This is a genomic window from Stenotrophomonas sp. PAMC25021 (assembly GCF_004795795.1).
In the GTDB taxonomy this organism is placed as follows: Bacteria; Pseudomonadota; Gammaproteobacteria; order Xanthomonadales; family Xanthomonadaceae; genus Stenotrophomonas; species Stenotrophomonas muris.
This window is the reverse complement of record NZ_CP039255.1, coordinates 475,051-501,988: the sequence shown is the minus strand read 5'-3', so window position 1 is coordinate 501,988 and position 26,938 is coordinate 475,051. Positions and strand designations below refer to the sequence as shown.

At 67.2% G+C, this 26,938-nt stretch carries 25 protein-coding genes; 9 read left to right on the top strand and 16 right to left on the bottom strand.

The annotated features are described in order from the left end of the window. Window positions 1–134 precede the first annotated feature (134 nt). Window positions 135–1,367 (top strand): porin, encoded by a 1,233-nt coding sequence (locus E5790_RS02475; protein ID WP_014646541.1) that lies wholly within the window; start codon window positions 135–137, stop codon window positions 1,365–1,367. Between the two features lie 81 nt (window positions 1,368–1,448). Here E5790_RS02475 and nth read toward each other — a convergent pair whose 3' ends face one another. The 3 genes from nth to E5790_RS02460 are packed head-to-tail and all read right to left on the bottom strand — an operon-like array spanning window position 1,449 to window position 3,281. After that, window positions 1,449–2,141, bottom strand: a complete 693-nt coding sequence (gene nth / locus E5790_RS02470) for an endonuclease III (protein WP_111205936.1) — start codon at window positions 2,139–2,141, stop codon at window positions 1,449–1,451. Next, window positions 2,141–2,494, bottom strand: coding sequence for a hypothetical protein (locus E5790_RS02465; protein WP_049442206.1), 354 nt, complete (start codon window positions 2,492–2,494; stop codon window positions 2,141–2,143). The genes nth and E5790_RS02465 overlap by 1 nt, the downstream gene beginning before the upstream one ends. 4 nt (window positions 2,495–2,498) lie before the next feature. Next, window positions 2,499–3,281: an enoyl-CoA hydratase-related protein gene (locus tag E5790_RS02460; RefSeq protein WP_049407492.1), complete on the bottom strand. Its 783-nt coding sequence runs from the start codon at window positions 3,279–3,281 to the stop codon at window positions 2,499–2,501. A gap of 167 nt (window positions 3,282–3,448) precedes the next feature. Here E5790_RS02460 and E5790_RS02455 point away from each other — a divergent pair, with 167 nt between their 5' ends. The 3 genes from E5790_RS02455 (at window position 3,449) to E5790_RS02445 (ending at window position 6,019) form a co-directional block, all read left to right on the top strand. Then, entirely contained in the window at window positions 3,449–4,150 is a 702-nt protein-coding gene (locus E5790_RS02455; RefSeq protein WP_014646545.1) for an FKBP-type peptidyl-prolyl cis-trans isomerase N-terminal domain-containing protein, read from the top strand. A 166-nt stretch (window positions 4,151–4,316) separates the two neighbouring features. After that, window positions 4,317–5,120 (top strand): CoA pyrophosphatase, encoded by an 804-nt coding sequence (locus E5790_RS02450; protein WP_053495261.1) that lies wholly within the window; start codon window positions 4,317–4,319, stop codon window positions 5,118–5,120. Beyond that, complete coding sequence (locus E5790_RS02445) at window positions 5,117–6,019, top strand: sulfurtransferase (RefSeq protein WP_032960239.1); 903 nt, start codon at window positions 5,117–5,119, stop codon at window positions 6,017–6,019. Before E5790_RS02450 ends, E5790_RS02445 begins: the two co-directional genes overlap by 4 nt. Before the next feature lie 250 nt (window positions 6,020–6,269). Here the strand turns inward: E5790_RS02445 and E5790_RS02440 are convergent, their stop codons facing one another. Next, window positions 6,270–6,836, bottom strand: coding sequence for an N-acetylmuramoyl-L-alanine amidase (locus E5790_RS02440; RefSeq protein ID WP_032961607.1), 567 nt, complete (start codon window positions 6,834–6,836; stop codon window positions 6,270–6,272). Window positions 6,837–6,908: 72 nt separating this feature from the next. Here E5790_RS02440 and E5790_RS02435 point away from each other — a divergent pair, with 72 nt between their 5' ends. Together E5790_RS02435 and rlmKL are read left to right on the top strand one after the other, a co-directional pair. Then, on the top strand, window positions 6,909–7,436 hold the full coding sequence (locus tag E5790_RS02435; protein WP_032961606.1) for an alpha/beta hydrolase: 528 nt from the start codon (window positions 6,909–6,911) through the stop codon (window positions 7,434–7,436). A 145-nt stretch (window positions 7,437–7,581) separates the two neighbouring features. Then, a complete protein-coding gene (gene rlmKL, locus E5790_RS02430) occupies window positions 7,582–9,720 on the top strand; it encodes a bifunctional 23S rRNA (guanine(2069)-N(7))-methyltransferase RlmK/23S rRNA (guanine(2445)-N(2))-methyltransferase RlmL (RefSeq protein WP_111205938.1) in 2,139 nt (712 codons plus the stop codon). Window positions 9,721–9,840: 120 nt separating this feature from the next. On the opposite strand, the gene E5790_RS02425 is transcribed toward rlmKL, so the two are convergent. The 6 genes from E5790_RS02425 to E5790_RS02400 form a co-directional block, all read right to left on the bottom strand. Beyond that, the gene (locus tag E5790_RS02425; protein ID WP_046429772.1) at window positions 9,841–10,170 is read right to left on the bottom strand and encodes a DUF3325 domain-containing protein; all 330 of its coding nucleotides are present in this window, start codon (window positions 10,168–10,170) and stop codon (window positions 9,841–9,843) included. Continuing rightward, window positions 10,167–11,804, bottom strand: a complete 1,638-nt coding sequence (locus E5790_RS02420) for a PepSY-associated TM helix domain-containing protein (RefSeq protein ID WP_111205939.1) — start codon at window positions 11,802–11,804, stop codon at window positions 10,167–10,169. Before E5790_RS02420 ends, E5790_RS02425 begins: the two co-directional genes overlap by 4 nt. Further along, complete coding sequence (locus E5790_RS02415; protein ID WP_111205940.1) at window positions 11,801–12,115, bottom strand: DUF3649 domain-containing protein; 315 nt, start codon at window positions 12,113–12,115, stop codon at window positions 11,801–11,803. The genes E5790_RS02420 and E5790_RS02415 overlap by 4 nt, the downstream gene beginning before the upstream one ends. Window positions 12,116–12,360: 245 nt before the next feature. After that, window positions 12,361–13,647 (bottom strand): DUF445 family protein, encoded by a 1,287-nt coding sequence (locus E5790_RS02410; RefSeq protein WP_014646554.1) that lies wholly within the window; start codon window positions 13,645–13,647, stop codon window positions 12,361–12,363. Window positions 13,648–13,771: 124 nt separating this feature from the next. Continuing rightward, on the bottom strand, window positions 13,772–14,650 hold the full coding sequence (locus tag E5790_RS02405; RefSeq protein WP_014646555.1) for a hypothetical protein: 879 nt from the start codon (window positions 14,648–14,650) through the stop codon (window positions 13,772–13,774). Window positions 14,651–14,713: 63 nt separating this feature from the next. After that, window positions 14,714–16,066, bottom strand: coding sequence for an aspartate aminotransferase family protein (locus E5790_RS02400; protein WP_014646556.1), 1,353 nt, complete (start codon window positions 16,064–16,066; stop codon window positions 14,714–14,716). Between the two features lie 103 nt (window positions 16,067–16,169). Between E5790_RS02400 and E5790_RS02395 the strand changes: the two genes are divergently transcribed. Beyond that, on the top strand, window positions 16,170–17,666 hold the full coding sequence (locus tag E5790_RS02395) for an aldehyde dehydrogenase (RefSeq protein WP_032961594.1): 1,497 nt from the start codon (window positions 16,170–16,172) through the stop codon (window positions 17,664–17,666). A gap of 200 nt (window positions 17,667–17,866) precedes the next feature. Then, window positions 17,867–19,168 (top strand): MFS transporter, encoded by a 1,302-nt coding sequence (locus E5790_RS02390; protein ID WP_032961593.1) that lies wholly within the window; start codon window positions 17,867–17,869, stop codon window positions 19,166–19,168. Here E5790_RS02390 and E5790_RS02385 read toward each other — a convergent pair. From E5790_RS02385 to E5790_RS02370, 4 genes are all read right to left on the bottom strand, one after another. Further along, window positions 19,149–19,610, bottom strand: a complete 462-nt coding sequence (locus tag E5790_RS02385; RefSeq protein ID WP_004151683.1) for a bacteriohemerythrin — start codon at window positions 19,608–19,610, stop codon at window positions 19,149–19,151. The genes E5790_RS02390 and E5790_RS02385 overlap by 20 nt on opposite strands. Window positions 19,611–19,695: 85 nt before the next feature. Then, window positions 19,696–21,039 (bottom strand): diguanylate cyclase, encoded by a 1,344-nt coding sequence (locus E5790_RS02380; RefSeq protein ID WP_041863220.1) that lies wholly within the window; start codon window positions 21,037–21,039, stop codon window positions 19,696–19,698. 96 nt (window positions 21,040–21,135) lie between these two features. Next, on the bottom strand, window positions 21,136–22,698 hold the full coding sequence (locus E5790_RS02375; RefSeq protein WP_049442224.1) for an MASE1 domain-containing protein: 1,563 nt from the start codon (window positions 22,696–22,698) through the stop codon (window positions 21,136–21,138). 134 nt (window positions 22,699–22,832) lie between these two features. After that, a complete protein-coding gene (locus E5790_RS02370) occupies window positions 22,833–23,099 on the bottom strand; it encodes a hypothetical protein (RefSeq protein WP_136191675.1) in 267 nt (88 codons plus the stop codon). Window positions 23,100–23,187: 88 nt separating this feature from the next. On the opposite strand from E5790_RS02370, the gene E5790_RS02365 reads away from it, so the two are divergent. Beyond that, entirely contained in the window at window positions 23,188–23,646 is a 459-nt protein-coding gene (locus tag E5790_RS02365) for a hypothetical protein (protein WP_229767378.1), read from the top strand. Between the two features lie 158 nt (window positions 23,647–23,804). Here E5790_RS02365 and E5790_RS02360 read toward each other — a convergent pair whose 3' ends face one another. Beyond that, window positions 23,805–25,397: an MASE1 domain-containing protein gene (locus tag E5790_RS02360; RefSeq protein WP_046429789.1), complete on the bottom strand. Its 1,593-nt coding sequence runs from the start codon at window positions 25,395–25,397 to the stop codon at window positions 23,805–23,807. Between the two features lie 225 nt (window positions 25,398–25,622). Continuing rightward, window positions 25,623–26,900 carry an FAD-binding oxidoreductase gene (locus E5790_RS02355; RefSeq protein WP_111205941.1) on the bottom strand — a complete coding sequence of 426 codons (1,278 nt, stop codon included), beginning with the start codon at window positions 26,898–26,900 and terminating at the stop codon, window positions 25,623–25,625. Between the last annotated feature and the right edge of the window lie 38 nt (window positions 26,901–26,938).

Genomic DNA, 26,938 nt, shown 5'->3' with positions numbered 1-26,938 from the left:
CGAAGAAATCTGGGGTTGGTGCTCAATCTGTCATTCGGCTGTCATGGTTTTAACGGAACGTTCGCAAAACGCTTGACCGGCCTGCCGGCGTGGCGTTCTGCCCAAGCCATTCCAACCCTCTGGAGAAATCCAAAATGCGTTCCCATTTGCTCGCCGCCGCGGTCGTTGCAAGCCTCGGTCTGGTTTCCGCCGACGCCTTCGCAGCCCCCGCCAGCTCGGGCGTGTCCCAGGCACAGTTGCAGCAGCTGCAGGCACAGATCGCTGCGCTGCAGGCCCAGGTCCAGCAGTTGCAGAACGATTCGCAGGCGCTGCAGGCGCAGTCCGACGCGCAGTCCGAAGTGAACATCACCCAGGCGCAGGCCCTGGAAGGTGCGCAGAAGACCCAGACCAGCGTCGACAAGCTGGCCAAGCTGGTCAATGACAACAAGATTGGCGGTCGCATGTTCTTCGACCTGACCAACATCGACAAGACCAGCAACGGCAAGGACACCGCCGCCAGCGGCACCGGCCTGGACGTCAAGCGCTTCTACCTGACCGTCGACCACAAGTTCAACGACATCTGGTCGGCCAACCTGACCACCGACTTCCAGTACAGCTCGGCCATCGGCAACACCGAACTGTTCGTCAAGAAGGCCTACGTGCAGGGCAGCTTCGACCCGGCCTTCAACCTGCGCGTCGGTGCCGCCGACATGCCGTGGATCCCGTACGTCGAGAAGTTCTACGGCATGCGCTATGTCGAGAACACCCTGACCGACCGCCTGAAGTACGGCAACTCGTCCGACTGGGGCCTGCATGGCTTCGGCAACCTGGGCAACAACTTCAACTACGCCGTCTCGGTCGTGTCCGGCGCCGGCTACAAGAACCCGACCCGCAGCAAGGGCATGGACGTGGAAGGCCGCGTGGCCTACACCCCGAACGAGAACTTCGTGGTCGCCGTCGGCGGCTACAGCGGCAAGCTGGGCAAGGAAACCGACATCCAGAGCGCCGAGAACACCTACACCCGCGCCAACGCGATGGTGGCCTACGCCGACAGCAACTTCCGCGTCGGCGGCGAGTACTTCCAGGCCAAGAACCTCAACAACGTGCTGACCGTTGCCACCGACAAGACCAGTGGCTGGTCGGTGTGGGGCAGCGTGCGCGTGACCGACGGCGGCATCAACGTGTTCGGTCGTTACGATGACACCGACGTCAGCAAGACCCTGGACCCGACCCTGAGCGACAAGTACTGGAACGTCGGCGTCGAGTTCCCGGTCATGAAGAACCTCAAGCTGTCGACCGTGTACAAGTACACGCACCTGGCCAACGCCAGCGACAAGAAGAACGACAAGACCAAGGAATTCGGCGTCTGGGGCGACCTGTCGTTCTGATCTCCTGAAGCACCCTTGTCCATACACGCGGACGGCGGGCCTGGTGCCCGCCGTCTTCGTTTCGTCACAACACGATCCGCGTCACGTCTCGGCTGTGGTCTTTTCCTTGAACCGGCACAGGTCGGCGATCACGCAGCCCGGGCAATCCGGCTTGCGCGCCTTGCACACGTAGCGGCCATGCAGGATCAGCCAATGGTGCGCGTCGAGCAGGAACTCGGCCGGAATCACCTTCACCAGCGTGTCCTCCACTTCGCGCACGTTCTTGCCGGGGGCCAGGCCGGTACGGTTGGAGACGCGGAAGATATGCGTATCCACCGCTATCACCGGCTCGCCGAAGGCGGTGTTGAGCACCACGTTGGCGGTCTTGCGGCCCACACCGGGCAGCGCTTCCAGCGCTTCGCGGTCGCGCGGCACTTCGCCGCCGTACTTCTGCAGCAGGATCGCGCAGGTGGCGATCACGTTCTTCGCCTTGGCGTTGAACAGCCCGATGGTGGCGATGTACGGCTTCAGGCCATCCTCACCGAGCGCGAGGATCTTCGCCGGCGTGTTGGCGACCGGGAACAGGCGGCGGGTGGCCTTGTTGACGCCGACGTCGGTGGCCTGGGCGGACAGCGCCACGGCCACCAGCAGTTCGAACGGCGAGCTGTACTCAAGCTCGGTCTTCGGGTGCGGATTGAGCTCGCGCAGGCGGGTGAACATTTCCACCACGTCGGCGCGCGGCATGCGGCCGCCGCGCCGCGCCGGTGCGCGGGCAGTCTTCTTCGCGGTGGCCATTACGGCTCCTTGCCGGTGACGCGGGCCTTGGCCCGGGCGAGAATCGCGGCCGCCGCGGCGGGCAGGGGGGGCTTCACGTCCGGCGCCGGGGGCGGGGTGCGACGTGCATCGCGCTCGGCTTCGCGGCGGGCCAGGCGCACCGCGCGGGCGCGATAGCGTTCGCGTGCGGCCCAGGCCGTACGCAGTTGCTGCTGGGCCTGCTGCAGCCGCTGCGGAAGGTCCGGGTGGCCAGGCAGCAGCTGTTCGTCGCCGGCTCGGGCGACGTAGTCCATCAGCCCCGCCTGCAGGGCGCCATCGAGATCGTCTGCCTGGACCCGGGCGAACAACTGCGCGGGGTTGGGTCGGGATGCCATGGCGTCAGCGGTTCTGGAAGGCCGGCGGGCGGCGCTGCAGGAAGGCACTGGTGCCTTCACGCATGTCCTCGGTGGCGAACAGCAGGCCGAACTGCGCACTTTCGTATTCCAGCCCGGCCTCCAGGCTGCACTCGCCGCCCACGTGCACCGCGTCGAGCAGGCCACGCAGGGCCAGCGGCGCTGAGCGTGCCAGCTGGCGGGCGACGTCCTGTACACGGTTGTCCAGCGCGTCGGCCGGCACGACTTCGTTGACGATGCCCAGTTCCAGCGCACGCGCGGCGTTGATCGGCGCCCCCAGCAGGCACAGCTCCAGGGTGGCGGCGCGGCCACACAGGCGCAGCAGGCGCTGGCTGCCGCCGAAGCCGGGAATCAGGCCGAGATTGATTTCCGGTTGGCCGACCTTGGCGGTATCGGCGGCGATGCGCAGGTGGCACGCCATCGCCAGCTCAAGCCCGCCGCCCAGCGCGAATCCGTTCACGCGCGCGATGACCGGCTTGGGCATGCGTTCGATCTGGCGCATCAGGGCCTGGCCCAGCAGCGAGAAATCACGTCCCTGAACGGCGCTGAGGGTGTTCATTTCCGCGATGTCGGCACCGGCCACGAAGGCCTTCGGGCCCGCCCCGGTCAACACCACCACGCGCACCTCCGGATCGGCAGCGGCGTCCCTGAAGGCATCGGCCAGCGCCTGCAGGGTCGCGGCGTTCAGGGCATTGAGCTTGTCCGGGCGCTGGACGGTCACGGTGCGGATGGCGCCTTCGTCGGCAACGGCGATCAGGGCATCGGCCACGGGGAAACTCCTGGAACGTTAAAAAAAAGTGATATTGAACTCTGCAAACGCAGACGGGTCATAGCCTGCATCGTGAGTAGCGGTTACACGTTGCGCCCGTTATCCTAACCCGTCGCCTCAGGGCGGCGAAGAACGTCCCTGAGTTACCACCCCTGGAGAACTGTTTGATGAAGTTGCGTTCTATCGCGGTCGCCGTCGCGGCCCTGGCCCTGACGGGCAATGCCTTCGCCCAGGACATCGCGTCCGAGAAGGGCAAGCTGAGTTATTACTTCGGTTACGACTACGGCAACAACCTGGCGGAGCTGACCGGTCGCGGTGAGCAGCTGGACATCAACTCGGTGGTGAAGGGCCTGCAGGATGCCTACGCCAAGAAGCAGCCGGCGATCACCGCCGAGCAGCTGAAGCCGGCCGTTGAAGCGTTCCAGAAGCGCGAGCAGGGCCGTGCCCAGGCTGCCAAGGCCGAGTACGAAAAGGCGGCTGCCGAAAACAAGACCAAGAGCGATCAGTTCATCGCGGCGAACAAGGCCAAGGCCGGCGTGCAGTCCCTGCCGAGCGGCGTCCAGTACCGCGTGATCGAAGCCGGCAAGGGCGCCAAGCCGACCCAGGCCAGCACCGTGCAGCTGGAGGTGGCCGGTCCGTTCCCGTACGGCCAGCGCCCGACCGAAGCCCGCCCTGCCCAGCAGATCCCGTCGATCAAGGTCAGCGAAGTTGAAATGAAGGCCATGCGCGAGACCCTGCTGCAGATGCCGGCCGGCTCGAAGTGGGAAGTCACCCTGCCGCCGGACCAGGCCTACGGTGCCGACCCGCGCACCCCGTTCCCGCCGAACGTGGCTGTGCAGTTCGAGATCAAGCTGGTCAGCGTCAAGTAAATCGAAACAGCAAACGAAACGCGCCGGTGATCCCACCGGCGCGTTTCTGTTTGTGCAGCCCCTGGCGGTGAAACGCCCGCGCTGCGCGCGAGCGTCGACTCTACCGTTGGGCCGGGCCACCCGCGCAAATTCAGCCCGATCGCGCTACTGTTGCCGGGTGCAAACAATGGAAGAAACGGCGCGTGTTGTCGCAAGTCCCTGCATCGGAGTGTGCACGCTGGATCCGCACCGGCAATGCACCGGCTGCGCGCGGCATATCGATGAGATCGCGCGGTGGTCGTCGATGAGCAACGAGGAACGCAGCCGCATCCTGCACCGCGTGCAGCCCCTGCGCGAACAACTGCAGCAATCGCTGCGTGGCTCGCTGGCCGACCACGAGCGACTGATGCGCGCGCTGCACCCCTTGGCCCAACCGCCGGCCGGCGACGGCTGGAACCGCAGTGAGCTGATCGACCTGCTGCCGCCCGGGCCTCCGGTGGAGGCTGCGGTGCTGGCCGGCATCGTCCCGCGCGCCAACGGCGCACAGGTGATCCTGACCCGCCGCACCGAAACCCTGCGCACGCACGGGGGCCAGGTCGGATTCCCCGGCGGCCGCACCGAGCCCGATGACCGTGACGCATTGGCGGCCGCGCTGCGCGAGAGCCAGGAAGAAATCGCATTGGCGCCCGGCCAGGTGCAGGCGCTGGGGTATCTCGATCCCTTCGTCACCATCACCGGCTACCGGGTCACGCCGGTGGTGGCGGTGGTGGATCCGGATTTCGTGCCGGTGCCGCAGCCCAGCGAAGTGGCCGAAGTGTTCGAGGTGCCGCTGGATTATCTGATGGCGCCCGACAGCCTGCGCCAGGTCGAAATCACTCATCGCGGCCGGGTCCGCCACGTCCTGGAGTATGGCTGGCCGGGGCAGCGCATCTGGGGCGCGACCGCCGCCATTCTCTACAACCTGCGTCGTCGCCTGGAGCAAGTGCAATGAAGCCGATCGATCCGCCGTGGACCACCCTGGTCGATGTCACCACCCTTGCCGCTGCGCTGGGCGCAGGCGTGCGCGTCGTCGACGCGCGTGCCACCGCCAGCACCGCCGTGCGCGTGGTCGATGCGCGTGCTTCGCTGGCCGATCCGCAGGCTGCGGGCGGCCAGTATCTGGCAGGGCACATACCGACTGCGGTGCATGCCGATCTCAACCGTGATCTGTCGGATCTGACCCGAAGCGGCCATGGCCGGCACCCGCTGCCGGACAGCGATGCGTTCGCCGCGAAGCTCGGTACGTGGGGCATCGGTCCCGAAACCCAGGTGGTGGTCTACGACGGCAGCGACGGCAGCATGGCCGCCTCGCGCCTGTGGTGGCTGCTGCGGCTGATCGGGCACACCCGGGTGGCCGTGCTCGACGGCGGTATTGCCGCCTGGCAGGCCGCCGGTCACGCGCTGGCGAGCGGGCCGACTGAAGTGACGGTGTTACCTGCCTACCCGGGCCGTTTCGACACCACCCAGATCGCCAACGCCGATGAAATCAGCGCACGGCTGAAGCACGCGCCGGGCTGGTTGGTCGACGCGCGCGCGGGTGAGCGCTTCCGCGGTGACGTCGAGCCGCTGGACCCGGTCGCCGGCCATGTGCCGGGCGCGGTCAACCGCCCGTTCGCCTTGAACGTACTCGATGGCCACCTGCGCGACCCACAGGCGCTGCGCGCCGAACTGCAGGGCGTGATCGGCAACCGCGATCCGCAGCAGGTGGTGCTGATGTGCGGCTCCGGCGTGACCGCCTGCCATCTGCTGCTGGCGATGGAAACGGCGGGCCTGTCCGGCGCGCGCATCTACGCCGACTCCTGGAGCGGGTGGGTCAGCGACAGCAGCCGCCCGGTGGCGACCGGCGCCTGAGCCGCGCGGGGTCGGATCCGTTTTCCAACGGAGAACGGTTCTGACCCCATCAACCGAAAATCGGGTCAGAGCCCGTTGCGTAGCAACGGGATCCGACCCCGTGTCGATTCGAAGGATCGCGGAGAACTGTCGAAGGCGGGGTGGGGCCGGTTGCGGGGGTGTCTGCAACCGGACCCACCCCGCCATCCCTCGGAATGCCAGCTCTTGACGTTGACGTTGCCTCTGCGGGTGCAGGGCGCAGCCCTGCCGCTTACCCAACCGGCTGCAACGGCACCTTCGCCAGCACCCGCGCCCACGGGAACAGCGGCCCCGGATCGCGCTTGCGCGCCACCGTCAACGTCGCATCGTCGCTGGCCGGCACCCGTTCCAGGTCCAGCTGGTCATGCCCGGCAATCCGTCGCAGCGACGGGTAGTGCGCCACCAGCGCCAGCAGCAGCTGTTCCAGCGCCTGCAGCTGTGCCTCGGTGTACGCCTCGTCCATCGCCTGGTGGCGGCTGTCGAACCAGTCCGGATAGCGCCCGGTATTGACCAGCTCGATGCCCAGCGTATGCGCGTTCATGCCGCGCACGTGATGGGCCACGCGTTCCGGTGCCACGTACTGCACCACGCTGCCATCGCGGTCGATGTAGAAGTGCCCGCTGTTGCCGGCGCCGCTGTCGTACAGCACGCGCTCGCCGTACTCGCGGGCCGTCGCCAGATCGGGCAGCTCGGTGCAGTGGATCACCACCATCTCCAGCGTGGCCGGGTCGCGCAGCGGCAGTCGGTCGTGGTAGGGCAGGGGCTGCAGCTGCAGGCCGGGCAGGAGCGGGTTGGGCATCCGGCGATGCTAGCATTGCGGCATGAACCTGCCTTCTCTTTCCTCGTTGGCCCGCTCGCACGGAGCACGTGCATGAGCCGCGGCCACTGCATCCTGTCGCATGGCTTCGAGAGCGGCCCGGAAGCGACCAAGGTCACCGCGCTGGCCGACGTGGCGCAGCGCCTGGGCTGGACCCATGAGCGCCCGGACTACACCGACCTGGACGCGATGAGCGAGGTCAGCCGGGTAGGCGACGTGCCGACCCGCCTGCGCCGCCTGGTCGAGCGCGCCGCCATCGCGGCCCGGCAGGGGCCGGTGGTGCTGGCCGGCTCCAGCCTGGGCGCCTACATCTCCGCCATCGCCTCGTTGCAGGTACCGGTGGCCGGCCTGTTCCTGATGGTGCCGCCGACCACGATGGGCCCGATGCCGGCGCTGGATGCCGCCGCCGTGCCGACCACCGTGGTCCAGGCCTGGCATGACGACGTGGTGCCAGCAGCGGGAGTGATCGCGTGGGCGCAGGCGCGCTCGGCGCAGCTGCTGCTGGTCGACGACGGCCACCGCCTCGAGCGCCACGTGGAGGCTTCCGCGCAGGCCTTCGAGCGCTTGCTGCGGCAACTGTGAAGCCCGGGCGCACGGCGCGCCCGCCCGCATTGACTACAATGGCAGCCCCGCCGCCCCCGGCGCGGGCCTGCCGGCCGTGCCTACGGCCCTCCTTTCCGACCGGCCCGGCCCCTGTGCCGCGCCCGACCACCTGCGAACCGATCCCGTGAAATTCTTCGTCTCCTGCGCCAAGGGCCTGGAATACCTGCTTGCCGATGAACTGTCGGCCCTGGGCCTTGGCAAGGCCACTGCCACCATTGCCGGCGTCAACGCCGAGGGCGAACTGGCGCAGGCGCTGCGGATCGTGATGTGGTCGCGCCTGGCCAGCCGCGTGCTGTGGCCCATCGACGAGTTCGAGTGCCCGGGTGAGCAGGCCCTGTATGACGGCGTGCGTGCGCTGCCGTGGCACGAGCACATCACGCCGGAGATGACCCTGGCGGTGGACGCGCACGTGTCCGGCGACAAGATCACCCACGCCCGCTTCGCCGCGCAGCGGATCAAGGACGCCATCGTCGACCGCATGCGCGATGAAGGCCTGGAACGCCCCTCGGTCAACACCGATCTGCCCGACGTGCGCGTCAACCTGTCGCTGCGCAAGGGCCGTGCCTCGTTGTCGATCGATCTCGGCGGCGGCCCGCTGCATCGCCGTGGCTGGCGTGGTGCCGCCCACGAGGCACCGCTGAAGGAAAACCTGGCCGCCGCGCTGCTGCTGCGCGCGCAATGGCCGCGCCTGCACGCTGCCGGTGGTGGCCTGCTGGATCCGATGTGCGGCAGCGGTACCCTGCTGATCGAAGGTGCGCTGATGGCCGCCGACGTCGCTCCCGGCCTGATGCGTCATGGCAGCCTGCCGCCGAGCCGCTGGCTGGGCTTCGACAAGGCCGCCTGGAAGTCCATCCAGAGCGAAGCACGTGAGCGCGAAGCGGCCGGCCTGGCCGCGCTGAAGCCAGTCATCCACGGCAGCGACATCGATCCGACCGCGATCCAGGCGGCACGCGAGAACGCCGAGGTCGCGGGCGTCGCCCACGCGATCCGCTTCACCCGCGCCGATGTGGCCGACCTGGCCGCGCCCGAACAGGAGATCGGCGCGGTGGTCTGCAACCCGCCGTACGACGAACGCCTGGCCGCCGATCCGGCGCTGTACCGCGCGCTGGGCAACGCCCTGCAGAAGGCGGTGCCGCAGTGGCGCGCCAGCCTGCTGTGCGGCAACGACGAACTGGCCTTCGCCACCGGCCTGCGCGCCGGCAAGAAGTACCAGATGTTCAATGGTGCCTTGGAATGTGCGCTGATCGTCTGCGACCCGATCGCCGTGCCGGGCCGTGACCCGGCGCAGCCGCGCGAGCTGAGCGAAGGCGCGCAGATGGTGGCCAACCGCCTGCGCAAGAACCTGAAGAAGTTCAAGAGCTGGCGTGCCCGCGAAGACATCACCTGCTTCCGCGCCTATGACGCCGACCTGCCGGAGTACGCGGCCGCCATCGACGTCTACGAGGAAGACGGCGGCAAGCGCCGTACCTTCCTGCACGTGCAGGAATACGCCGCACCGGCTGCCATTCCCGAGAACGACGTGCGCCGCCGCCGCAACGAGCTGCTGGCCGCTGCGCGCGAAGTGTTCGGCGTGCCGCCCGAGCAGGTCTCGATGAAGTCGCGCGAGCGCGGCAAGGGCGGCAGCAAGTACGGCCGCTTCGAGCAGCGTGACGAATTCATCGTGGTGCGCGAGAACAATGCACTGCTGCAGGTGAATCTGTTCGACTACCTGGACACCGGCCTGTTCCTCGACCACCGCCCGCTGCGCCGGATGATGGCCGAGCAGGTACGTGGCAAGCGCTTCCTCAACCTGTTCTGCTACACCGGCGTGGCCAGCGTGCAGGCGGCGGTGGCCGGTGCCGCCAGCACCACCAGCGTCGATCTGTCGGCGACCTACCTGCAGTGGTGCTACGACAACCTGGCGTTGAACGGGCAGGGCGGCAACCAGCACCTGCTGGTGCAGGCCGACGCGATGGCGTGGCTGGAGGGCGACCGTGGCCAGTACGACGTGATCTTCTGTGACCCGCCGACCTTCTCCAACTCCGCGCGCGCCGATGACTTCGACGTGCAGCGCGAGCAGATCAAGCTGCTCCGTGCAGCCGTGGCGCGGCTGGCGCCGGGCGGCGTGCTGTACTTCTCCAACAATTTCCGCCGCTTCAAGCTGGAAGAGAACGCCATCGCCGAATTCGCCCAGTGCCGCGAGATCACCGCGCGCACCATCGGCCCGGACTTCGAGCGCAACGCGCGCATCCACCGCGCGTGGGAATTGAAGCGGTTGGGGTAACGCGACGCCCGGGGTCGGATCCCCTGCGCGAAGCGCAGGGGCTCTGACCCCATCCGGATTTACGCACCAGGGGTCAGAGCCCTTGCGCTTCGCGAAAGGGATCCGACCCCGGTGGCCCGGCTACAGCACCGCCACCACCAGCCCCAGCACCGGCAGCACGATCGCCAACGCCGCGATCCACTTCGGCCGGTACGGGTACAGCCCGAACGACAGCGCCAGACCGCCCAGTGTCATCGTGCCCAGCCACAGCACCGGGCCCATCGCCCAGCCGTGGTCGATCACGCACAGCGCGAACGCCACCGTCAGCAGGGCCCAGCCCAGCACGCGCCACTGGGTGCGCCGTGCGGGCGTGGCTGCGGCGCTGCCGTGCAGGTCGTGCTGGTGCTTTTCCATCGCCAGCGACAACGCGGTGAACGCGGAGAACGACAGGGCCAGTGCCAGCAGCATCATGCGCTGGCCTCCGCTTCGGCGGTTTCCGCAGCGTCCACCGGGGCCCTGGGTGCTGCTGCTGCGGCGGCGCGCTTCTTCTTCTCGGCCGCGCTCAGCGGTGGCGTCCAGCGCTGCATGCGCCAGCCGCACAGCGCCAGCATCGCACCGAACGCGATCATCGACAGATCGACGCCAGCCAGTACCCAGTCACCGCTGCGCAGTGTGATGCCAAGATGCGCGTGCGTGGTCAGCGCGTTGACCACCGGTACCAGCGCGAACGCAGCCGCACCCAGGTACAGCTGCCACGCCCACATCATCCGCTTCGGCCAGATGAAGGCGGCCAGCAGCGCGCCGCCCCAGGCGTAGAAGAACACGTTGGCCTCCGCACTCGCGCGCCCGGCGATGTCCAGCGGCAGCAGGCGGTTGCCCCAGAAGTAGGCCGCGAAAGCGATCGGCAGGCCGGCCACGGTGCCGATGTTCAGCGCATCGACCAGGCGCAGGCCGAAGCCGGTGCGGCCGCTCTTGGCATGCCTGGGCCGTTCCTTCACCGCCCACAGCACCACGCCGCTGGCGACCATCAGGCAGCCGACCAGGCCGGACAGGAAGAACAGTGCACGCAGGCCCCAATCGGCGAAGCGCGCCAGGTGCAGGCCGTACAGCACGCCACGGGTGGCGGTGGCACCGCCGGACGGCGGCGTCTCTTCCAGCAGCGCGCCGTTGACCATGTTGTAGCGAACGGCGGGAGTGTCGGTGGACAGGCGCTTGCCGTCGCGTTGGCGGATGTCGATCACCGCATTGGCCGCCCCCGGGTTGGACACGGTGAAGCCGGCCACTTCCACGCCGTGCCAGTGCGCACGTGCGCTGTCCAGCAGCTGCGCGATCGGCAGCGGCGTGGCGCGGCCTTCGGCCGGCGCGGTCACCTCCGGCATGCCACCGAAGGCTTCGCTGAAGAACTTGTCTTCGTCCTGCGGGTAGGCGACTTTCACCCCCCACGGCAGGTACATGACCATCAGGGTGACGATGCCGGTGTAGGTGATCATCGCGTGGTAGGGCAGGGCCATCACCGCGCTGACGTTGTGGAAATCGAGCCAGGAACGCAGGCCCTTGTCCTTGCGGAAGGTGAAGAAGTCCTTGAAGATTTTCTTGTGGGTGATGACGCCGGTGATGATCGCCACCAGCATGAACATCGCGCAGAAGCCGACCAGGTAGCGCGCCCACAGCACCGGGATGTAGTGCAGGTCGAAATGCAGGCGGTAGAAGAAATCACCGCCCCGCGTTTCGCGTGCCTTCAGTGCCTGGCCGGTATTCGGGTCCAGCGTGGCTTCGCCGAAGCCACCGCGACGGCCGCGACTGGGATCGGCCAGCTCCGGTGGCAACCGCCAGAACATCTGCATGGCCGGGTTGCGCGGCTGCGGCAGGGTGACGAACCAGTTCCCGGCCTGCGCCGCATTGGCCTGCAGGTAATCCACGGCGCGCTGCGCGGCGACATCGATGCTGACCTGGTTGGACGGAAGTTCCGGTCGCATCCAGCGGCTGATTTCCTCGCGATAGTAGCTGGCGGTGCCCGCCATGAAGATCAGCAGCAGCAACCAGCCGACCAGCAGGCCGGTCCAGGTATGCAGCCAGGCCATCGACTGGCGGAACCCGTTCTTCATGCCCAGGCCCCCAGCAGGCGCGCAATGGCGGCCACCAGCAGCGCGGGCGCGAGGATGCCCACCCAGGCGCGCAGCGCGCTGCGGGTCGCGAACGCCCACAGCGCTGCGCAGGCGGCCACCAGGATGGCCAGCAGCATGCCGGTCAGCACGGCCTGGCCGCGCGCACCGGGCAGCGCCACCGCGCAGAACACGCTGGTGGCCGAAGCCAGCGCGTAGCCGCCGAAGATCGCGGCCAGCGAGCGTGACAGCACGCCCCAGCATGGATTGGAGAAGAAGGTGCGGGGGCTGGCGGTTGCGGGCGAGCGGTCCACGGCGTTCCTGCAGGTAGGGGAGGGGATGGAACGCGTCCGCGGCCCCCTTGCGCCCTGCGCATGTCGCCCAGCGTGTCCCATCGACGAAGCACTGCCCGCGCAGGCGGGCAATCCAGAGGTCGGGGATGTACACGGGCGATGGGCGCGTCTTCCGCGCCCGCTTGGCTAAGCGTACAACCGATCAGTAAATGATAGGCATTCGCATTTTATGAATCAAGCATGATGATCCGGGGGCGCACCGAGGCCTAGAACCTGAACACCACTGTCGCCGCATGCAGCAACAGGCCGATCAGCCCACCCACCAGCGTGCCGTTGAAGCGGATGAACTGCAGGTCGCGGCCCACGCTCAGTTCCAGCTGTTCGACCAGATGGCGCTCGTCCCAGCCCTTCACGGTCTGCGCGATATGCGTGGTCACACCCTCGCGCAGGCGGCCGGTCAGGCGTTGCGCACCTTCCAGCAGGTGCTGGTTGAGGGCCTCGCGCAGGGCCGGGTCCGCCTGCAGGCTGGCGCCCAGCGAGGCGAGGCTGCGCTGCAGGTGCCCGACCAGCGCCGAGTCCTCGCGCTGCAGGTCGTCGCGCAGGCTGGCGTGGATGCGCGCCCACAGCCCCTGCACGTAGTCCTGCAGGGCGGGGTGGTCGATCATTTCCCGCTTGAGCTGTTCGATGCGCTCGTCCAGGGCCGGGTCCTCGCGCAGGCGCTGCACGTAGTTCTGCAGCCAGGTCTCGTAGTCCTGGCGCAGCGGATGCTGCGGCTCGGCCAATACCTGCTGCAGTTCTTCCAGCACCGCCCGCGCCAGGCGCTCGGCCAGGCTGTCGCCGATCTCATCGATCGGCTTCACCCAGTTCACCGTGCTCGACAGCGTCGGCCATTCGCGCTGGATGTAGCGCACGATCAGCTGCGAGGCGCGTTCCTTTACTTCTGGCTGTTCCAGCCAGCGGCCGAGCCGCTGCAGGCCCTCGTCCAGCACGCGCTGGTGGCGCCCGTCGGCGGTCAGCAGGGCCAGCAGCTCACCGGCGGTGGCGGCGGCATTCCACTGCCGCAGCTGCTGCACCACGAACGCATGCAGCTGCCGGCGCACCGCTGTCTCGTCGAAGAAGTCCAGTGCCTGCAGGGCCCAGCCGCGTGCCATGTCGGCCAGCATCCGCGAGCGCGCCGGGTCGGCCAGCCAACTGCCGAGGCGGCTGGCCGGATCGAACACCTGCAGCTTGGCCAGCAGCACCTGCGGTTCCAGGAACTGGTCACGCACGAACAGGGCGAGGCTGTCGCCGATGCGTTCCTTGCTGCGCGGGATGATCGCAGTGTGCGGAATCGGCAGGCCCATCGGGCGCCGGAACAGCGCGACGACGGCGAACCAGTCGGCCAGTGCGCCCACGGCTGCGGCCTCGCAGAACGCCGACACCCAGGCCCAGATGCCGCGTTCGCCCTGCCAGTGGCTGACCGCGAATCCGGCCAGCATCAACAGCAGCAGGCCCAGTGCGAGGGCTTTCAGGCGTCGCAGCTGAGCGCGGCGCGGATCGTGGGCAGGCGTCATGCCGGAAGTCTAACCGCAGCCCGGTGACGCCTGCCTGTAGAGCCGAGCCCATGCTCGGCTGCCTTGCGCGTGGCAAAGAGCAGCCGAGCATGGGCTCGGCTCCACAGAAGCGCGTCGAGAGCGCTTACAGCGCTTCCAGTTGCTTGCGCAACGCAGCCAGCTGCGCGCGCAGGGTGTCGTTCTCGCGGGTCAGCGCGACGACGCGGCGGCGCAGTGCCGGGGCATCCTCGCCCAGTTGTTCCAGCGCCGACAGCACCTCGGCGTCGCGGCTGGCGATCTGCTCCTCGTCCGGTTCCTCGAAGTCCATCTCGGCCGCTTCCGGCTTCGGTGCGCGCGGCTTGCGCTTGGACTCGCGCACGCGCTTGGCGGCCTGCTTCAGCTCGTCCTTGCCACCGGCGGCGGCGGCGCGCTGCTCTTCTTCCGGCAGGTCGGCCACGGCGGCGGCGGCGCTGATCGAGATCACGCCGGCCTTGACCGCTTCCACCACCTCGGCGGCGGCCTGGGCGTGGATGCGCTCGATCATGCCGACCTGGCTGGTGCTCAGCTTGGCTTCGCGCGCCAGCTCGGCGCGGCTGATCTTCGGTGCCGGTTCCCACGGCGGACTGTCTTCACCGGTCTCATCGGCGACGTCGGCGGTGCCATCGCTCTCGCGCTGCAGCTGCGCCTGCTCGACCTGCTTGCGGGCGGCCAGGATGTCGCGCTTGCGCAGCGCCAGCACGCCGCGCTGGAAGTCGGACACGCTGCGGCGGCCCAGATGCTGTTCGATCATCCACAGGTGCACGTCTTCCATGCTCTGGAAGCGGGTGTTCTGCACGGTATTGAAGGGCAGGCCATGCTTCTGGCAGATGCCGAAACGGTTATGGCCATCGACCAGTACATTCCCCCACAACACCAGCGCATCGCGGCAGCCTTCGGCCAGGATGCTGCGCTCCAGCGCGTCATGTTCGTCCGCGGTCAGCGGGTCGATGTAGGCCTTGAGTTCTTCTTTGACGACGATATCCATGGGCACGGCAGCGAGCAGGAGCGGAACCGCCCATTGTACCCGCTCGCCACCACCGGCCCGGGCTCAGGCGGTGGCCCGGATCATCTCGCCCAGCGTGCCGGTGATCTGGTCGATCTGCGCCTTGTCCACGATCAGCGGCGGCGACAGCGCGATGATGTCGCCGGTGCAGCGCACCAGCAGTCGGCCGTCGTGGAAGCAGCGCCGGTAGACCTCGTAGCCCCGGCTGCCCGGCGCATCGCGGCGAGGCGCCAGCTCAACCGCGCCGACCAGGCCGAAGTTGCGGATGTCGATCACGTTGGGCAGGCCCTGCAGCGCATGCAGTCGTTCCTGCCAGTACTCGCCCAGCTCGATGGCGCGCTCGAACAGACGCTCCTCGGCATAGACCTCCAGCGTCGCCAGCGCCGCGGCGCAGGCCAGCGGGTGCCCCGAACAGGTATAGCCATGGAAAAGCTCGATGGCCTGTGGCGGTGCCTGCATCAGGGTTGCATGCACGGCGTCGCTGGCCAGCACGCCACCCAGCGGTACCGCGCCGTTGCTGACCGCCTTGGCGAAGGTCAGCAGGTCCGGGGTGACCCCGAAGCGCTGCGCGGCGAAGGGCATCCCAACCCGGCCGAAACCGGTGATGACCTCGTCGAACACCAGCAGGATGCCGTGCTGGTCGCACAGTTCGCGCAGGCGCTGCAGGTAACCCGGTGCGGGCAGGATCACCCCGGCTGAGCCGGCAATGGGTTCAACGAATACGGCGGCAATCGTCGAGGCATCATGCAGCGCGATCAGCCGTTCCAGGTCATCGGCCAGCTCCGCGCCCTGGCGTGGCAGGCCCCTGCTGAACGCATTGCGCGGCAGGTCCAGGGTGTGGCGCAGGTAGTCGACGCCGCCCAGCTGCAGGCCGAACGGCTTGCGGTTGTTGGGCAGCCCGCCCAGCGCCATGCCGCCGAAACCCACCCCGTGGTAGGCCTTCTCGCGGCTGATGAAGCGGGTGCGCTGGCCCTCGCCGCGCTGGCGGTGGTAGGCCAGCACGATCTTCATCGCGGTATCCACCGCCTCGGAACCGGAGCTGGTGAAGAACACATGGTTGAGCGGGCCCGGCGCCAAGGCGGCCAGCCGCTGCGCCAGCGCGAAGGCCGGCGGCGAGCCCATCTGGAAGGCCGGCGAATAGTCGAGCGTGCGCGCCTGCTCGACGATGGCCTCGACGATGCGCGGCCGTGCATGGCCCGCGTTGCAGCACCAGAGGCCGGCGGTGCCATCGAGGATCTGGCGGCCGTCGACATCCTCGTAGTGCATGCCCTCGGCACGCACCAGCACACGCGGCGCGGCCTTGAACTGGCGGTTGGCGGTGAACGGCATCCAGTACGCCTCCAATGACTCCGGGCGTCGGGTGGCCAGATCGTGCAGGTCGCTCGCGGAACGCTTCATGCCAGCTCCATCGGGTCCGATGGGGGAAATGTAGCGCAGCCACGTCACGGTGGAGTCGCGGCCGCGCCGGTATAACCGGGGAAACTGTTCCGAGGAGCCCGACATGGCCGACTTTCCCGACCGCAGCCACTGGCAGGCGCTGGCCCAGCAGCTTTCGATACCCGGACAGGCCTTTATCGAGGGTCGTTACACCGACGCTGCCAGCGGCGCGCGCTTCGACTGCATCAGCCCGATTGATGGTCGCGTGCTGGGGGTGGTCGCCGACTGCGATGCACAGGACGTGGAGCGCGCAGTGGGCGCGGCGCGGCGTGCCTTCGATGCGGGCCACTGGTCACAGGCCAGCCCGGCCCATCGCAAGCGCGTGCTGCTGGCGTTGGCGGCGTTGGTGGAAAAACACGCGGACGAGCTGGCCCTGCTGGAAACCCTGGACATGGGCAAGCCGGTGCGTGATGCGCGTCGTATCGACCTGCCCGGCGCGGTGCGCTGCCTGCGCTGGACGGCCGAAGCGGTGGACAAGCTGTACGGTGAGGTCGCGCCCACCGGCCCGCATGAGCTGGGCTTGGTCACGCGCGAGCCCGCCGGCGTGGTGGCGGCGATCGTGCCGTGGAATTTCCCGTTGCTGATGGCGTGCTGGAAGATCGCGCCTGCATTGGCCATGGGCAACTCGGTGGTGCTCAAGCCTTCCGAGCGCTCGCCCCTGAGTGCGTTGCGGCTGGCGGCGCTGGCCGCCGAAGCGGGCCTGCCGGAGGGCGTGCTGAACGTGCTGCCGGGCCACGGTGCGCGCGTCGGTGAGCCGTTGGCCCTGCACATGGATGTGGACGTGCTGGCGTTCACCGGCTCCACGGCCACCGGCGCGCGGCTGCTGCAGTATTCAGGGCGGTCCAACCTCAAGCGGGTCTGGCTGGAGTGTGGTGGCAAGAGCCCGCACGTGGTGTTTGCCGATGCCCCCGATCTGGATGCCGCTGCGAAGGCCGTGGCACGGGGCATCTTCTTCAACCAGGGCGAGGTCTGTACTGCCGGGTCACGGCTGCTGGTGCAGCGCTCGATCCGCGAGGATTTCGTGCACCAGGTGGTTGCCTACGGCCAGCACATGCAGCCGCGCCACCCGCTTGACGCCGACGCACCGATGGGCGCGCTGGTGGATGCCGCGCATCTGGACAAGGTGATGGGGGATATCGTGCGTGCCGAAAGCGAGGGCGCCCGCCTGCTGCTGGGCGGTCATCGCGCCGATGTCGAGGCGGGCGGTTGTTATGTGCAGCCCACGGTGTTCGATCAGGTGAGCCCCGACCAGGCATTGGCGCGCGAGGAAGTATTCGGGCCGGTGCTGGCGGTGCTCGGCTTTGACGACGAAGCCGAAGCGGTGCGCCTGGCCAATGACAGCCGCTACGGCCTCGCCGCCGGCCTGTGGACGCGCGATCTGGGCCGCGCCCACCGCGTCGCACGCCAGCTGCGCGCCGGCAGCGTCTGGGTGAACGGCTGGGATGGCGGTGACATGACCGCCCCGTTCGGTGGCTACAAGCAGTCCGGCAATGGGCGCGACAAATCGCTGCATGCGTTCGACAAGTACAGCGAGATCAAGGCCACCTGGATCCAGCTGTAACGGCGTCGGGGCTTGCGCCCACATGTAGAGCCGAGCCGATGCTCGGCTGCATTTCGTGGAATGTGGTCGAGCAGGGGCGAGAACCTGCAGAACAATGGCGCCTGCCACCCTCGTTGGCATCGGTGTCGGCTGAAACCATCGTCCCGTGCGGCCACCGGCCCGTGGCAGAATCGGGCGATCCGCCGTTACCCGTGTTGCCGATGTCGACGATCACCGCTGCCGCACCGCCCGTGAACTCTCCCCGCCGCGTCCTGTTGGCCAGCCTGATCGGCACCACCATCGAATTCTTCGATTTCTACATCTACGCCACGGCCGCAGTGCTGGTGTTCCCGCACCTGTTCTTCCCGGACAGCAGCGAACAGGCGGCGCTGTTGCAGTCACTGGCGACCTTCGCGGTGGCGTTCATCGCACGGCCGGTCGGCTCGGCGGTGTTCGGCCATTTCGGCGACCGCATCGGCCGCAAGGCCACCCTGGTCGCCGCGTTGCTGACCATGGGCCTGTCCACGGTGCTGATCGGTCTGCTGCCGACCCACGCGCAGATTGGCCTGTGGGCGCCCGCGCTGCTGGCGCTGTGCCGCTTCGGCCAGGGCCTGGGGCTGGGCGGCGAGTGGGGTGGGGCGGTGCTGCTGGCCACCGAGAACGCGCCGCCGGGCAAGCGCGCCTGGTACGGCATGTTCCCGCAGCTGGGCGCGCCGATCGGTTTCCTGTTGTCGGCGGGCATTTTCCTGGCGCTCGGCCGCTGCCTGAGCCAGGACGACTTCCTGCAGTGGGGCTGGCGTATTCCGTTCGTGGCCAGCGCGCTGCTGGTCGGCCTGGGCCTGTGGGTGCGCCTGAACATCCATGAGACGCCCGACTTCAAGCAGGCACTGGAGCGCAAGGCGCCGGTGCGGCTGCCGATGTGGACGGTGCTGCGTGACCATCCGGTGGCGATGCTGCTGGGCACGCTGGGGGCGTTCGCCACCTTCGTGCTGTTCTACCTGATGACCGTGTTCAGCCTCGGCCATGGCACCGCCGTGCTGGGCTACAGCCGCGAGCAGTTCCTGCTGATGCAGATGGCCGGCATGCTGTTCTTCGCGCTGGGCATCCCGTTGTCGGCGCGCTATGGCGACCGCTGGGGCACGCGTCGCACGATGATCGTGGCCAGCGTGCTGATCATCGGCTTCGGCGTGCTGTTCGCTCCGCTGTTCCAGCCGCACAGTCCCTGGCTGGTCACGGCGTTCCTGTGCCTGGGCCTGTTCCTGATGGGGCTGACCTACGGCCCCTGCGGCACCTTCCTGGCCGAGATCTACCCGGTGGAAGTGCGCTACACCGGCGCCTCGCTGTCATTCAACCTGGCCGGCATTCTGGGTGCGGCGCCGGCGCCGTACCTGGCCACCTGGCTGGCGGAACGCTTCGGCCTGGTCGCGGTCGGCTACTACCTGTGCCTGACTGCGGCAGCGACCCTGTGCGCGCTGGTGGCCCTGCACCGGCGCGCGCTGCGGCTCAGCCAAAGAAGCGCTTGAGCGTGCGCCCCAGCCAACCGCCGCCCTGGTGTTCGCGGGCGAACTGGTTCAAGTGCGCCTTGACCTGTTCGGCGTAGGCCTGGTCATCGCCGCGGATGTGGTTGAACAACCAGCGCGAGAGCATGGTGCGCAGTTCATCGCTGATGTCCTCGCCGGCCTGGAAGCGCATGCGGTACTCCGATACCCGCTTGATGAAGACTTCATGCACGCGCTTGTGCGCGGCACAGAACGGATAGCCCGCTTCCTCCATCAGTTCTTCCTCGAACGCGAAGTGCGACATGGTGTAGTCCACCACTTCGTCGATCACCTCGCCCACTGCCGCACGCTGCATGCTGGCCTGGGCCACGTGCAAATGGTTGAGCATCTCGATGATGCGGCGGTGTTGTTGGTCGATCACATCGATGCCGATGTTCAGATCGTCCTGCCAGACCAGTAGTGCCATCCCCGGCTCCCCTTCATGCGTATGTCGGGGCTGACTGTAGAGCTGCCGCGCTGGCGCGGCGTTGATCTGGATCAAGGCTGCCCGGTCAGGTCAGCGCGGGCTCGCGCGGGCGCAGCGGGCTGGCCACCGTGGTGCAGCTGACCCGGTTGCGGCCGCCGGCCTTGGCCAGGTACAGCTGGCGGTCGGCTTCAGAGATCAGCCGGTGCAGTGCATCGCGCTGCGGGCGCAGGCAGCACAGGCCGATGCTCACCGTCATGCGCAGGCTGGCGGTGCCGATGTCCACTTCCAGCGCGGCGATGCGCTGGCGCAGTTCCTCGAAGTACAGCAGGGCCTCGTCCTGCTCCATGTCCGGCACCAGCAGGCAGAACTCCTCGCCGCCGAAGCGGGCGGTCAGGTCGTGGCTGCGGGCATGCGCGGCCACCGCACCGGCCACCGCGCGCAGCGCGTCATCGCCGGCTTCGTGACCGTAGGTGTCGTTGATGTGCTTGAAGTGGTCGATGTCGATCATTGCCACCGCCACGCACTGGCCATGCAGCTGCAGTTGCGGCAGCTGGCGCTGGCTCTGTTCCAGGAAGCAGCGACGGTTGGGCAGGCCGGTGAGGAAGTCGCGGGTGGCCAGGTCCTGCAGCGTGCCGATCAGCTCCAGCTGATCCACGTTCTGCGAGACCCGGCAGAAGAACTCCTCGCGCGAGAACGGCTTGCGCAGGAAGTCGTTGGCGCCGTTCTTCAGGAAGCGCGGGATCAGCGAAGCGTCGGTGTTACCGGAAATGCCGATCACCGCCACCTTGTCGCGCGAGCGCAGGGTGCGCAGGCGGCGGGTGAACTCCACGCCCTGCATGCCGGGCATTTCCTGGTCGACCACGGCCAGGCGGATCGCAGGATGCGCGTCGATCGCGGCCAGGCCCTCGTTGCCGTCAGCGGCCTCGTGCACCTCGTGGCCGTACATGCGCAGCAGGGCGGCGGCATAGCCGCGCGCGGACGGCGAGTCGTCCACCACCAGTGCCGCAATGCGCCGGTTGCGCTCCAGGCGCTGCACCAGCCACACCAGGTAGTCGATGCTGCCCGGCGTGTTCTTCAGCACGTAGTCGATGATCTGCTGCTGCAGTACGCGCTTGCGCAGATCCTCGTCGTAGACGCTGCTGACCACCACGGTGGGCAGGCCGCGCCTGAGGAAGAACTCGACCACCGCGTCGCGGTCGCCGTCGGCCAGCACCAGCCCGGTCAGTACCAGGAACCAGCCCCCATCCTCGCTCAGCAGGCGATCGGCCTCGGCCAGGGTGGAAGCGATCACCACCGGCAGTTCCAGGCGCTGCTCGATGGCCTCGCGCAGCATGCCGGTGAACGCACGGGAGTTTTCGACCAGCAGGATCCGCTGCGGCAGCGGATCGGCCAGGTCGCCATCGACGGCGGCCTGCGGCAGGACGGGCATGATGCGGTGGCTCACGAGGGAGGGACTCGGCACGGATAGCGGCGGTTTCGGGTGCAACTTTAGCCGGAGCAGCGTGCCCTGCGCGTCGTTCACCGATCAGGCAGGCGATGCGAATGCCGCCGCTGTACCCGCAAGCGATTCGTGCAGGACGAGCCGGAGCCGGTTGCCACGGCAATGCACCGTGCCGCCGTAGGCCATTATCCGGCCGGCCAGACGCTCGATGGCCTGCTGAACGGTCCGGTTCGACAGCGTGCGACCGCGGTCAAGCAGGCCAACGACCACCACGATGCCGCGCCGGTCGCCCGCCTGGCCGCTCCGGGCGCGCACGCTGACCTGTCCCGACTCCAGTTCCAGCAGCAGCGACACCGCCTCGATCAGCGAGCGATAGATGGCGAGCTGCAGGTCGACAGTCAGCAGGCAGGGGTTGCCCTCCAGCCGGGGCGGAATCACGCGATGGGAGTTGTCCCAGCTTTCGCATGCGCCGCTAACCCGCAGCGCGATATACAGCCCAACCTGCTCCAGCCCCGTGGGGTAGACCAGACTGGCCTGTTCACGGAACAGCCGCGAGTGCACGGATGAGGCGTGCTGCAGGCTGTTGGCCACCGCATGATGCCCCTGCGCCTTCAGCCAGCTGACCATCTCGCCGAGCGAGCTGTCCATGCCTTCGCCGAGTTGCTTGAGATGGGAGGCGCGCTCGCGAAGCTCACGCTCACGGGTCTGGTGCGAACTACGTGCCAGGCGCAACGTGGTTTCCTCTGCCAGTCCACGGCACCGTGCACGCTCATGGTGATAGCTGATGCTGGACCCCAGGGCGAGCAGTGCGACACTCATCACGGCCATGTTCTGCTGGGTGGCGAAGGTGCCCAGGTCGAACGAGGACGGTAGGCCGGTGCTGGGTGTGGCGAAATGGAGTGGAAGGTTCAACAGCGGAATCGCGATGGCAGCGCCACGCCACCCATGCATGAAGGTCAGGGCGATCGCTGGGAGGGAGGACAGCAGTACCAGGTGGGTGCGTGTGGTGTGGGCGCTGATGGCCGTAAGCTGCATGCACAGGCCCAGGACCAGCATCACCAGGATGGCCGTGACCGTAGGCGCAGCAAAGCGGCGCGTCCAATTGGGGGCCGCGTGTCGTCGCGACCAGAGGAATGCCAACGGCACGAGGGTGATGATGGCGGCGAAGTGGCCAAAGATCGTGCGATCAACTGCGCTAAGCAGGTTGCTCGGCGGTGGGTTCGACCACAGAGCAAATGAAATGCCCATATTGAGAGCCGGGACGAACAACGCCGTGCAGAAGGTCAACGACAGCAACCAGAGGCCGGTGGCGGACTCCGATGGCATTCTAATGCGATGCAGGTAGACCACCAGCATCGCCACCGGCATCAGCAGCGTCGAGGCCAGGATGACCCAGGCCAGGCCGTAGCTGTCGATCATGGGAATGCGCAAGGTTGCGAAGTACGCGTACTCGCCAAGCAGCAGGTAGGGCCACAGGCGGGTCGGGACGATCAGTAGTGCCGCTGCCCGGATGCCCGCGGGCAGGAAGAACTGATCCAGCGAGAACTGACGCGAGGCAAGGCAGCCCAAGGCGTAGACGGCCGCGAGTGCGATTCCGACGGGTCGGATCCGGAAGCTCAGTTCAATTGCTTCTTTGAATCGGTCCAAGCCCGCGCCTCTCGTCTCCCGGCCAATGATGACTGACCACTTCCGCAGACACTATCGACAGTTGGAGATGGGTGCAATCGAGGTGTCTGGCCTCCCTTTGCGCTGCAATCGGCGGCTTCCCATGCTTCGAGGCCCTACATGCCCGGCAGTGCGGCGGCATAGCCACCAGAGGACGGTGAATCATCCACAATCAGTGCGCCCATGTGTCGATCGCGTTTCAGCCGTTGCACCCGCCACATTCGGCGGTTGATGCTGTCCGCTGTGTTCGCCGTCACACAATCGACGACATCCTGCTGTTGCACGCGCCTGTCCAGGTCCTTGTCGCAGATGCCGCTGACCCGCACCGTGCGCGGGTTTCGCCGCGGGTATTGGCGATTTCGGAGGCAGATTCGGCGTGGCATGGGTTTGCATCGATCCAGTGGATTATCTCCGACAGGCACTGCGGAGTCCGCCCGGTATATGCTGATGCGATTGGCGGTAGCATCCTTCTTGATCCGTATTGCATCCAACCTGGAGGTCAGTGTGAGAAGTTTCCGAATTCATGCATTTGCTGGTGCATTGATGTTGGTGCCGGTATCCGTTTTTGCTTTTGCCCCGAGTGACGACCATGGAATCAAGTTGGCCGGCCAAGGACTCGGCCAGTCGATTCCGCAGGCACAAGACCTCAGCGTGGATCCCGGCTGGTTGGTCTATGGGTTCGAGCGCGATGGCATGGATTATTTCCAGGTAAACGATCTCGCAGGGCACGTGCACATCGTGATCGGCAATGCTGCCGGCACGTTCTGGGTGCTGCCGGCAGGTGACCCGTCTGCGAAGGTGTCGTTGCCGGAGCAGCGCCTGCCTGTTCCCGCCAAGGCCACCAGAACGGTTGTCTATCGGGCCCCCGCATTCACGCTGGTCAGATATGCAAGCGGAGCTGATGTGTTGTGGGCAGTAGAGGCACCCTGATACTGACAGTTGCCGGGATATCGGCCAGCTTCAGTATCAGACTGCATGGGCACCCGGTGTTCGCCGGGTGCCCATGACGCCCTGGGCCAGGGGGACGAGCGGGACGTTATGCGATTCTGCTGTGTTGGTTCGATCCGGTCGCTTGACTGTGAAATGCACTACTGCAGCGCAGAGGGTGCGGGGCAGCCGTACCGCGATGGAGTACTGGCTACTGCCTCCAGTCTGGTTTCGCGGTCGAGGAACAGAATCCTGACCCGGTTGCGATAGCAGTCAACGGTCCCGTCATAGGGGAGGGTTCGCCCGGTCAGTCGCTCGAACGCTGCCATCGTTGTCTGCTTGGAAAGGCGTCTGCGCTGTTCCAGCAGTGACACGACCATGAGGATTCCGCGCCTGGAGCCCATTCCGCCGCACCTTGCACGAATGCGAATCTGACCACCTTCATGCTTGAGAAGAATGGAGACCGCATCAATCAGTGTCCGGTAAGCGGCCAATTGCAGTTCCACGCTCAGGTTGCAGGGGTCGCCTTTCAGATCCGGGCGGAGAACGCGCTCCGTCAGCTTCCACGACTCACGGATGCCACCCGCCTGCAGGGCCACGTAAAGCCCAAGATGCTCCAGGCCCGAGGGATAGACCATGCTTGTCTGTTCGCGAAAGAGCCGCGAATGTACATTCGAGGTATGCAGAAGGCTGTTGGCCACTGCGTGATGTCCCTGGGCCTTGAGCCATTCGGCCAGCTCAACCAGCGACGTATCAATGCCGTCGCCGAGCTTGCGAAGGTGCAGGGCACGTTCACGCAGCTCCATCTCGCTGGCCAATTGCGAGCTCCTCGCCAGATGGATGGCGTCCCTTTCCCCCATCTCGCGCAGCCTGTAACGGTGGTAGAAGTGGGTGATGCGTGATCCGAGCAGCAGCAATACGATGCCGCTGATCGCCATGATCTGCTGGGTGATGAAGGCCGCTGGATCGAATGCGGTGGGATGGGTGTTGGGCGTGGTCAGGCCGATGACCATGTTGAGCACCGGCACTGCAAGGGCAGCCCCCTTCCAGCCATACAGGCAGGTAAGCGCGGCCGCGGGGAGTGCCAACAGCAGCAGGAACGTTGCCTTCAATGCAATCCAGTCTGCGGGCAGTTGAGTCGCTGCTATCCCGATCAGCAGCATCGATGAAAGTGCTGCCAGCATCGGGGTCTTTCGTCGAGCGTTCCACTCCTGCCCCACGTCCTGCCGCGCCCACAGCATGGCGATGGGGGCCACCGTCAGAATGCCGATGAAATCACCCACGCTGAAGCGCGCGGCATTGGTCAGGAAGGGTGTGGAAGGAGGTGTTGGCCAGAGCAGATGGGAAAAGCTGAGGTTGAGCAGAGTAATAACGACGCTGGAAGCGGCGGCAATCAACAAGAGGCCGATCGTCTGCGACTCCGCCATCAGTCGCCGTTGCAGCTTCACAATCAGCATCACCGCTGGCATGAGGAATGCGGAGGCAACAATGACCCATGTCAGGCCGTACTTCTCGATCATCGGCACGCGGGACTGTGCAAAGTACGCATATTCGCCCAGCAGCAGGTAGGGCCACAGGCGCGGCGGGCACAACAGCACGGCTGCCACCCGGATGCCGGCTGGCAAATAGAACTGATCCAGCGACAGCTGTCGGGTTGCCCAATAGGCCACTGCATAAAGCAAGGCAATCATCAGGCCAGCCGGACGAATGCGCACCTTCAGCAACAATCCTTCTTTCCACCAGTCCAATCGCACGTCCCCCTCTCCTACGTGTCCCCTGTCAGCATCCATTCGCCGCGGGGCCCGGTTTCTCAGGACGGTATCGGTCTGCGAACGATTATGCAATTGCATAGCTGCGCATTTAGGAAATTGTCCAGCCATCCATCACAGATGTCGCGTGAAAATCTGTGACGTGTGCAGCACGATCAGCGCTGCGGTACGTTTGTCAGAACGTTCAATACAGGTGGAGATGCAGAATCTTCACCACAACGCATCCCGCAGCTTGTACCAGGACATCGCCGCCACCAGCAGCGGCGTGCGCAGCAGCCGGCCGCCGGGGAAGGGCGCATGCCGCAGGCGCTGGAATACGTCCAGGCGCTCGCTCTGGCCCTCGATGGCGGCCGCGATGACCTCGCCGGCCAGCCCGGCGGCGGCCACCCCATGGCCGGAGAAGCCCTGCGCGAAGTACAGGTTGCCGTCAAGCCGGCCCCAATGCGGGGCGCGGTTGCGGGTGATGTCCACATAGCCGCCCCAGACCTGGTCCAGGGCCACGTCGGCCAGCTGTGGGAACACCTGGTGCATGCGCCGCTGCATCACCCCGCGCAGGCCGGGTGGGGGCAGCGCCGAGTAGCTGGCGCGCCCCCCGAACAGCAGCCGATGGTCATGGCTGAGGCGGAAATAGTCCAATGCCCAGGCGGTGTCGGCCACGGCCATGTCGTTGCCGATCAGGGCGCGGGCGCGCTCGGCCCCCAGCGGCGCGCTGGCGCCGATATAGGTGCCGACCGGCATGATCCGCCGTTCCAGCTCGGGCAACAGGCCCTGCAGCCAGGCATTTCCGGCCACCACCAGATGCGCGGCGCGTACGCTGCCCTGCGCGGTGTGCAGGGTGGGCTGCGGTCCGCGCTGCACGCGGGTTACCGCCGAATCCTCGTGGATCACCACGCCGGCCGCGCGCGCCGCATCGGCCAGACCGCGCGCATAGGCCAGCGGGTGCAGGTGCGCGCTGAGCGGATCGAACATCGCGGCACGATAGCGCGGGCTGTCCAGCTGCGCGCGCAGGGCGTCACGGTCCCACCACTGCATGGGGTAGTCGTAATGGCGTTGCAGGTGCTCGCAGTTGGCCCGCAGCTCGCGCTCATGGCGTTCGCGGATGGCGACGCTGGCGTGGCCTTCCACCCAATGGCAGTCAATGCCGTGGCGATTGATGCGGGCGCGCATCGCCTGCACCGCGTCGCGCGACCAGTCGAACAGGTGGCGCGCATCATCACGACCGAGCTGACGCTCCAGCTCATCCACCTCGCAGCCGTAGCCGACCAGCGCCTGGCCACCATTGCGGCCGGACGCGCCCCAGCCGATCCGCTGCGCTTCCAGCACTACCACGCGCCGGCCACGCGCGGCCAGTTCCAGGGCTGCGGTCAGGCCGGTATAGCCGGCGCCCAGCACCGCAACGTCGGCCTGCACATTACCCTGCAGCGGGGGCAGTGCGGGCGGTTCGGGCAGGCTGGCGGCGTACCAGCTGGGCGGGAACGCGGCGCTCACTGCAGGCCTCGCGGGTGCAGGGCGGGAGGGCGGAGCGG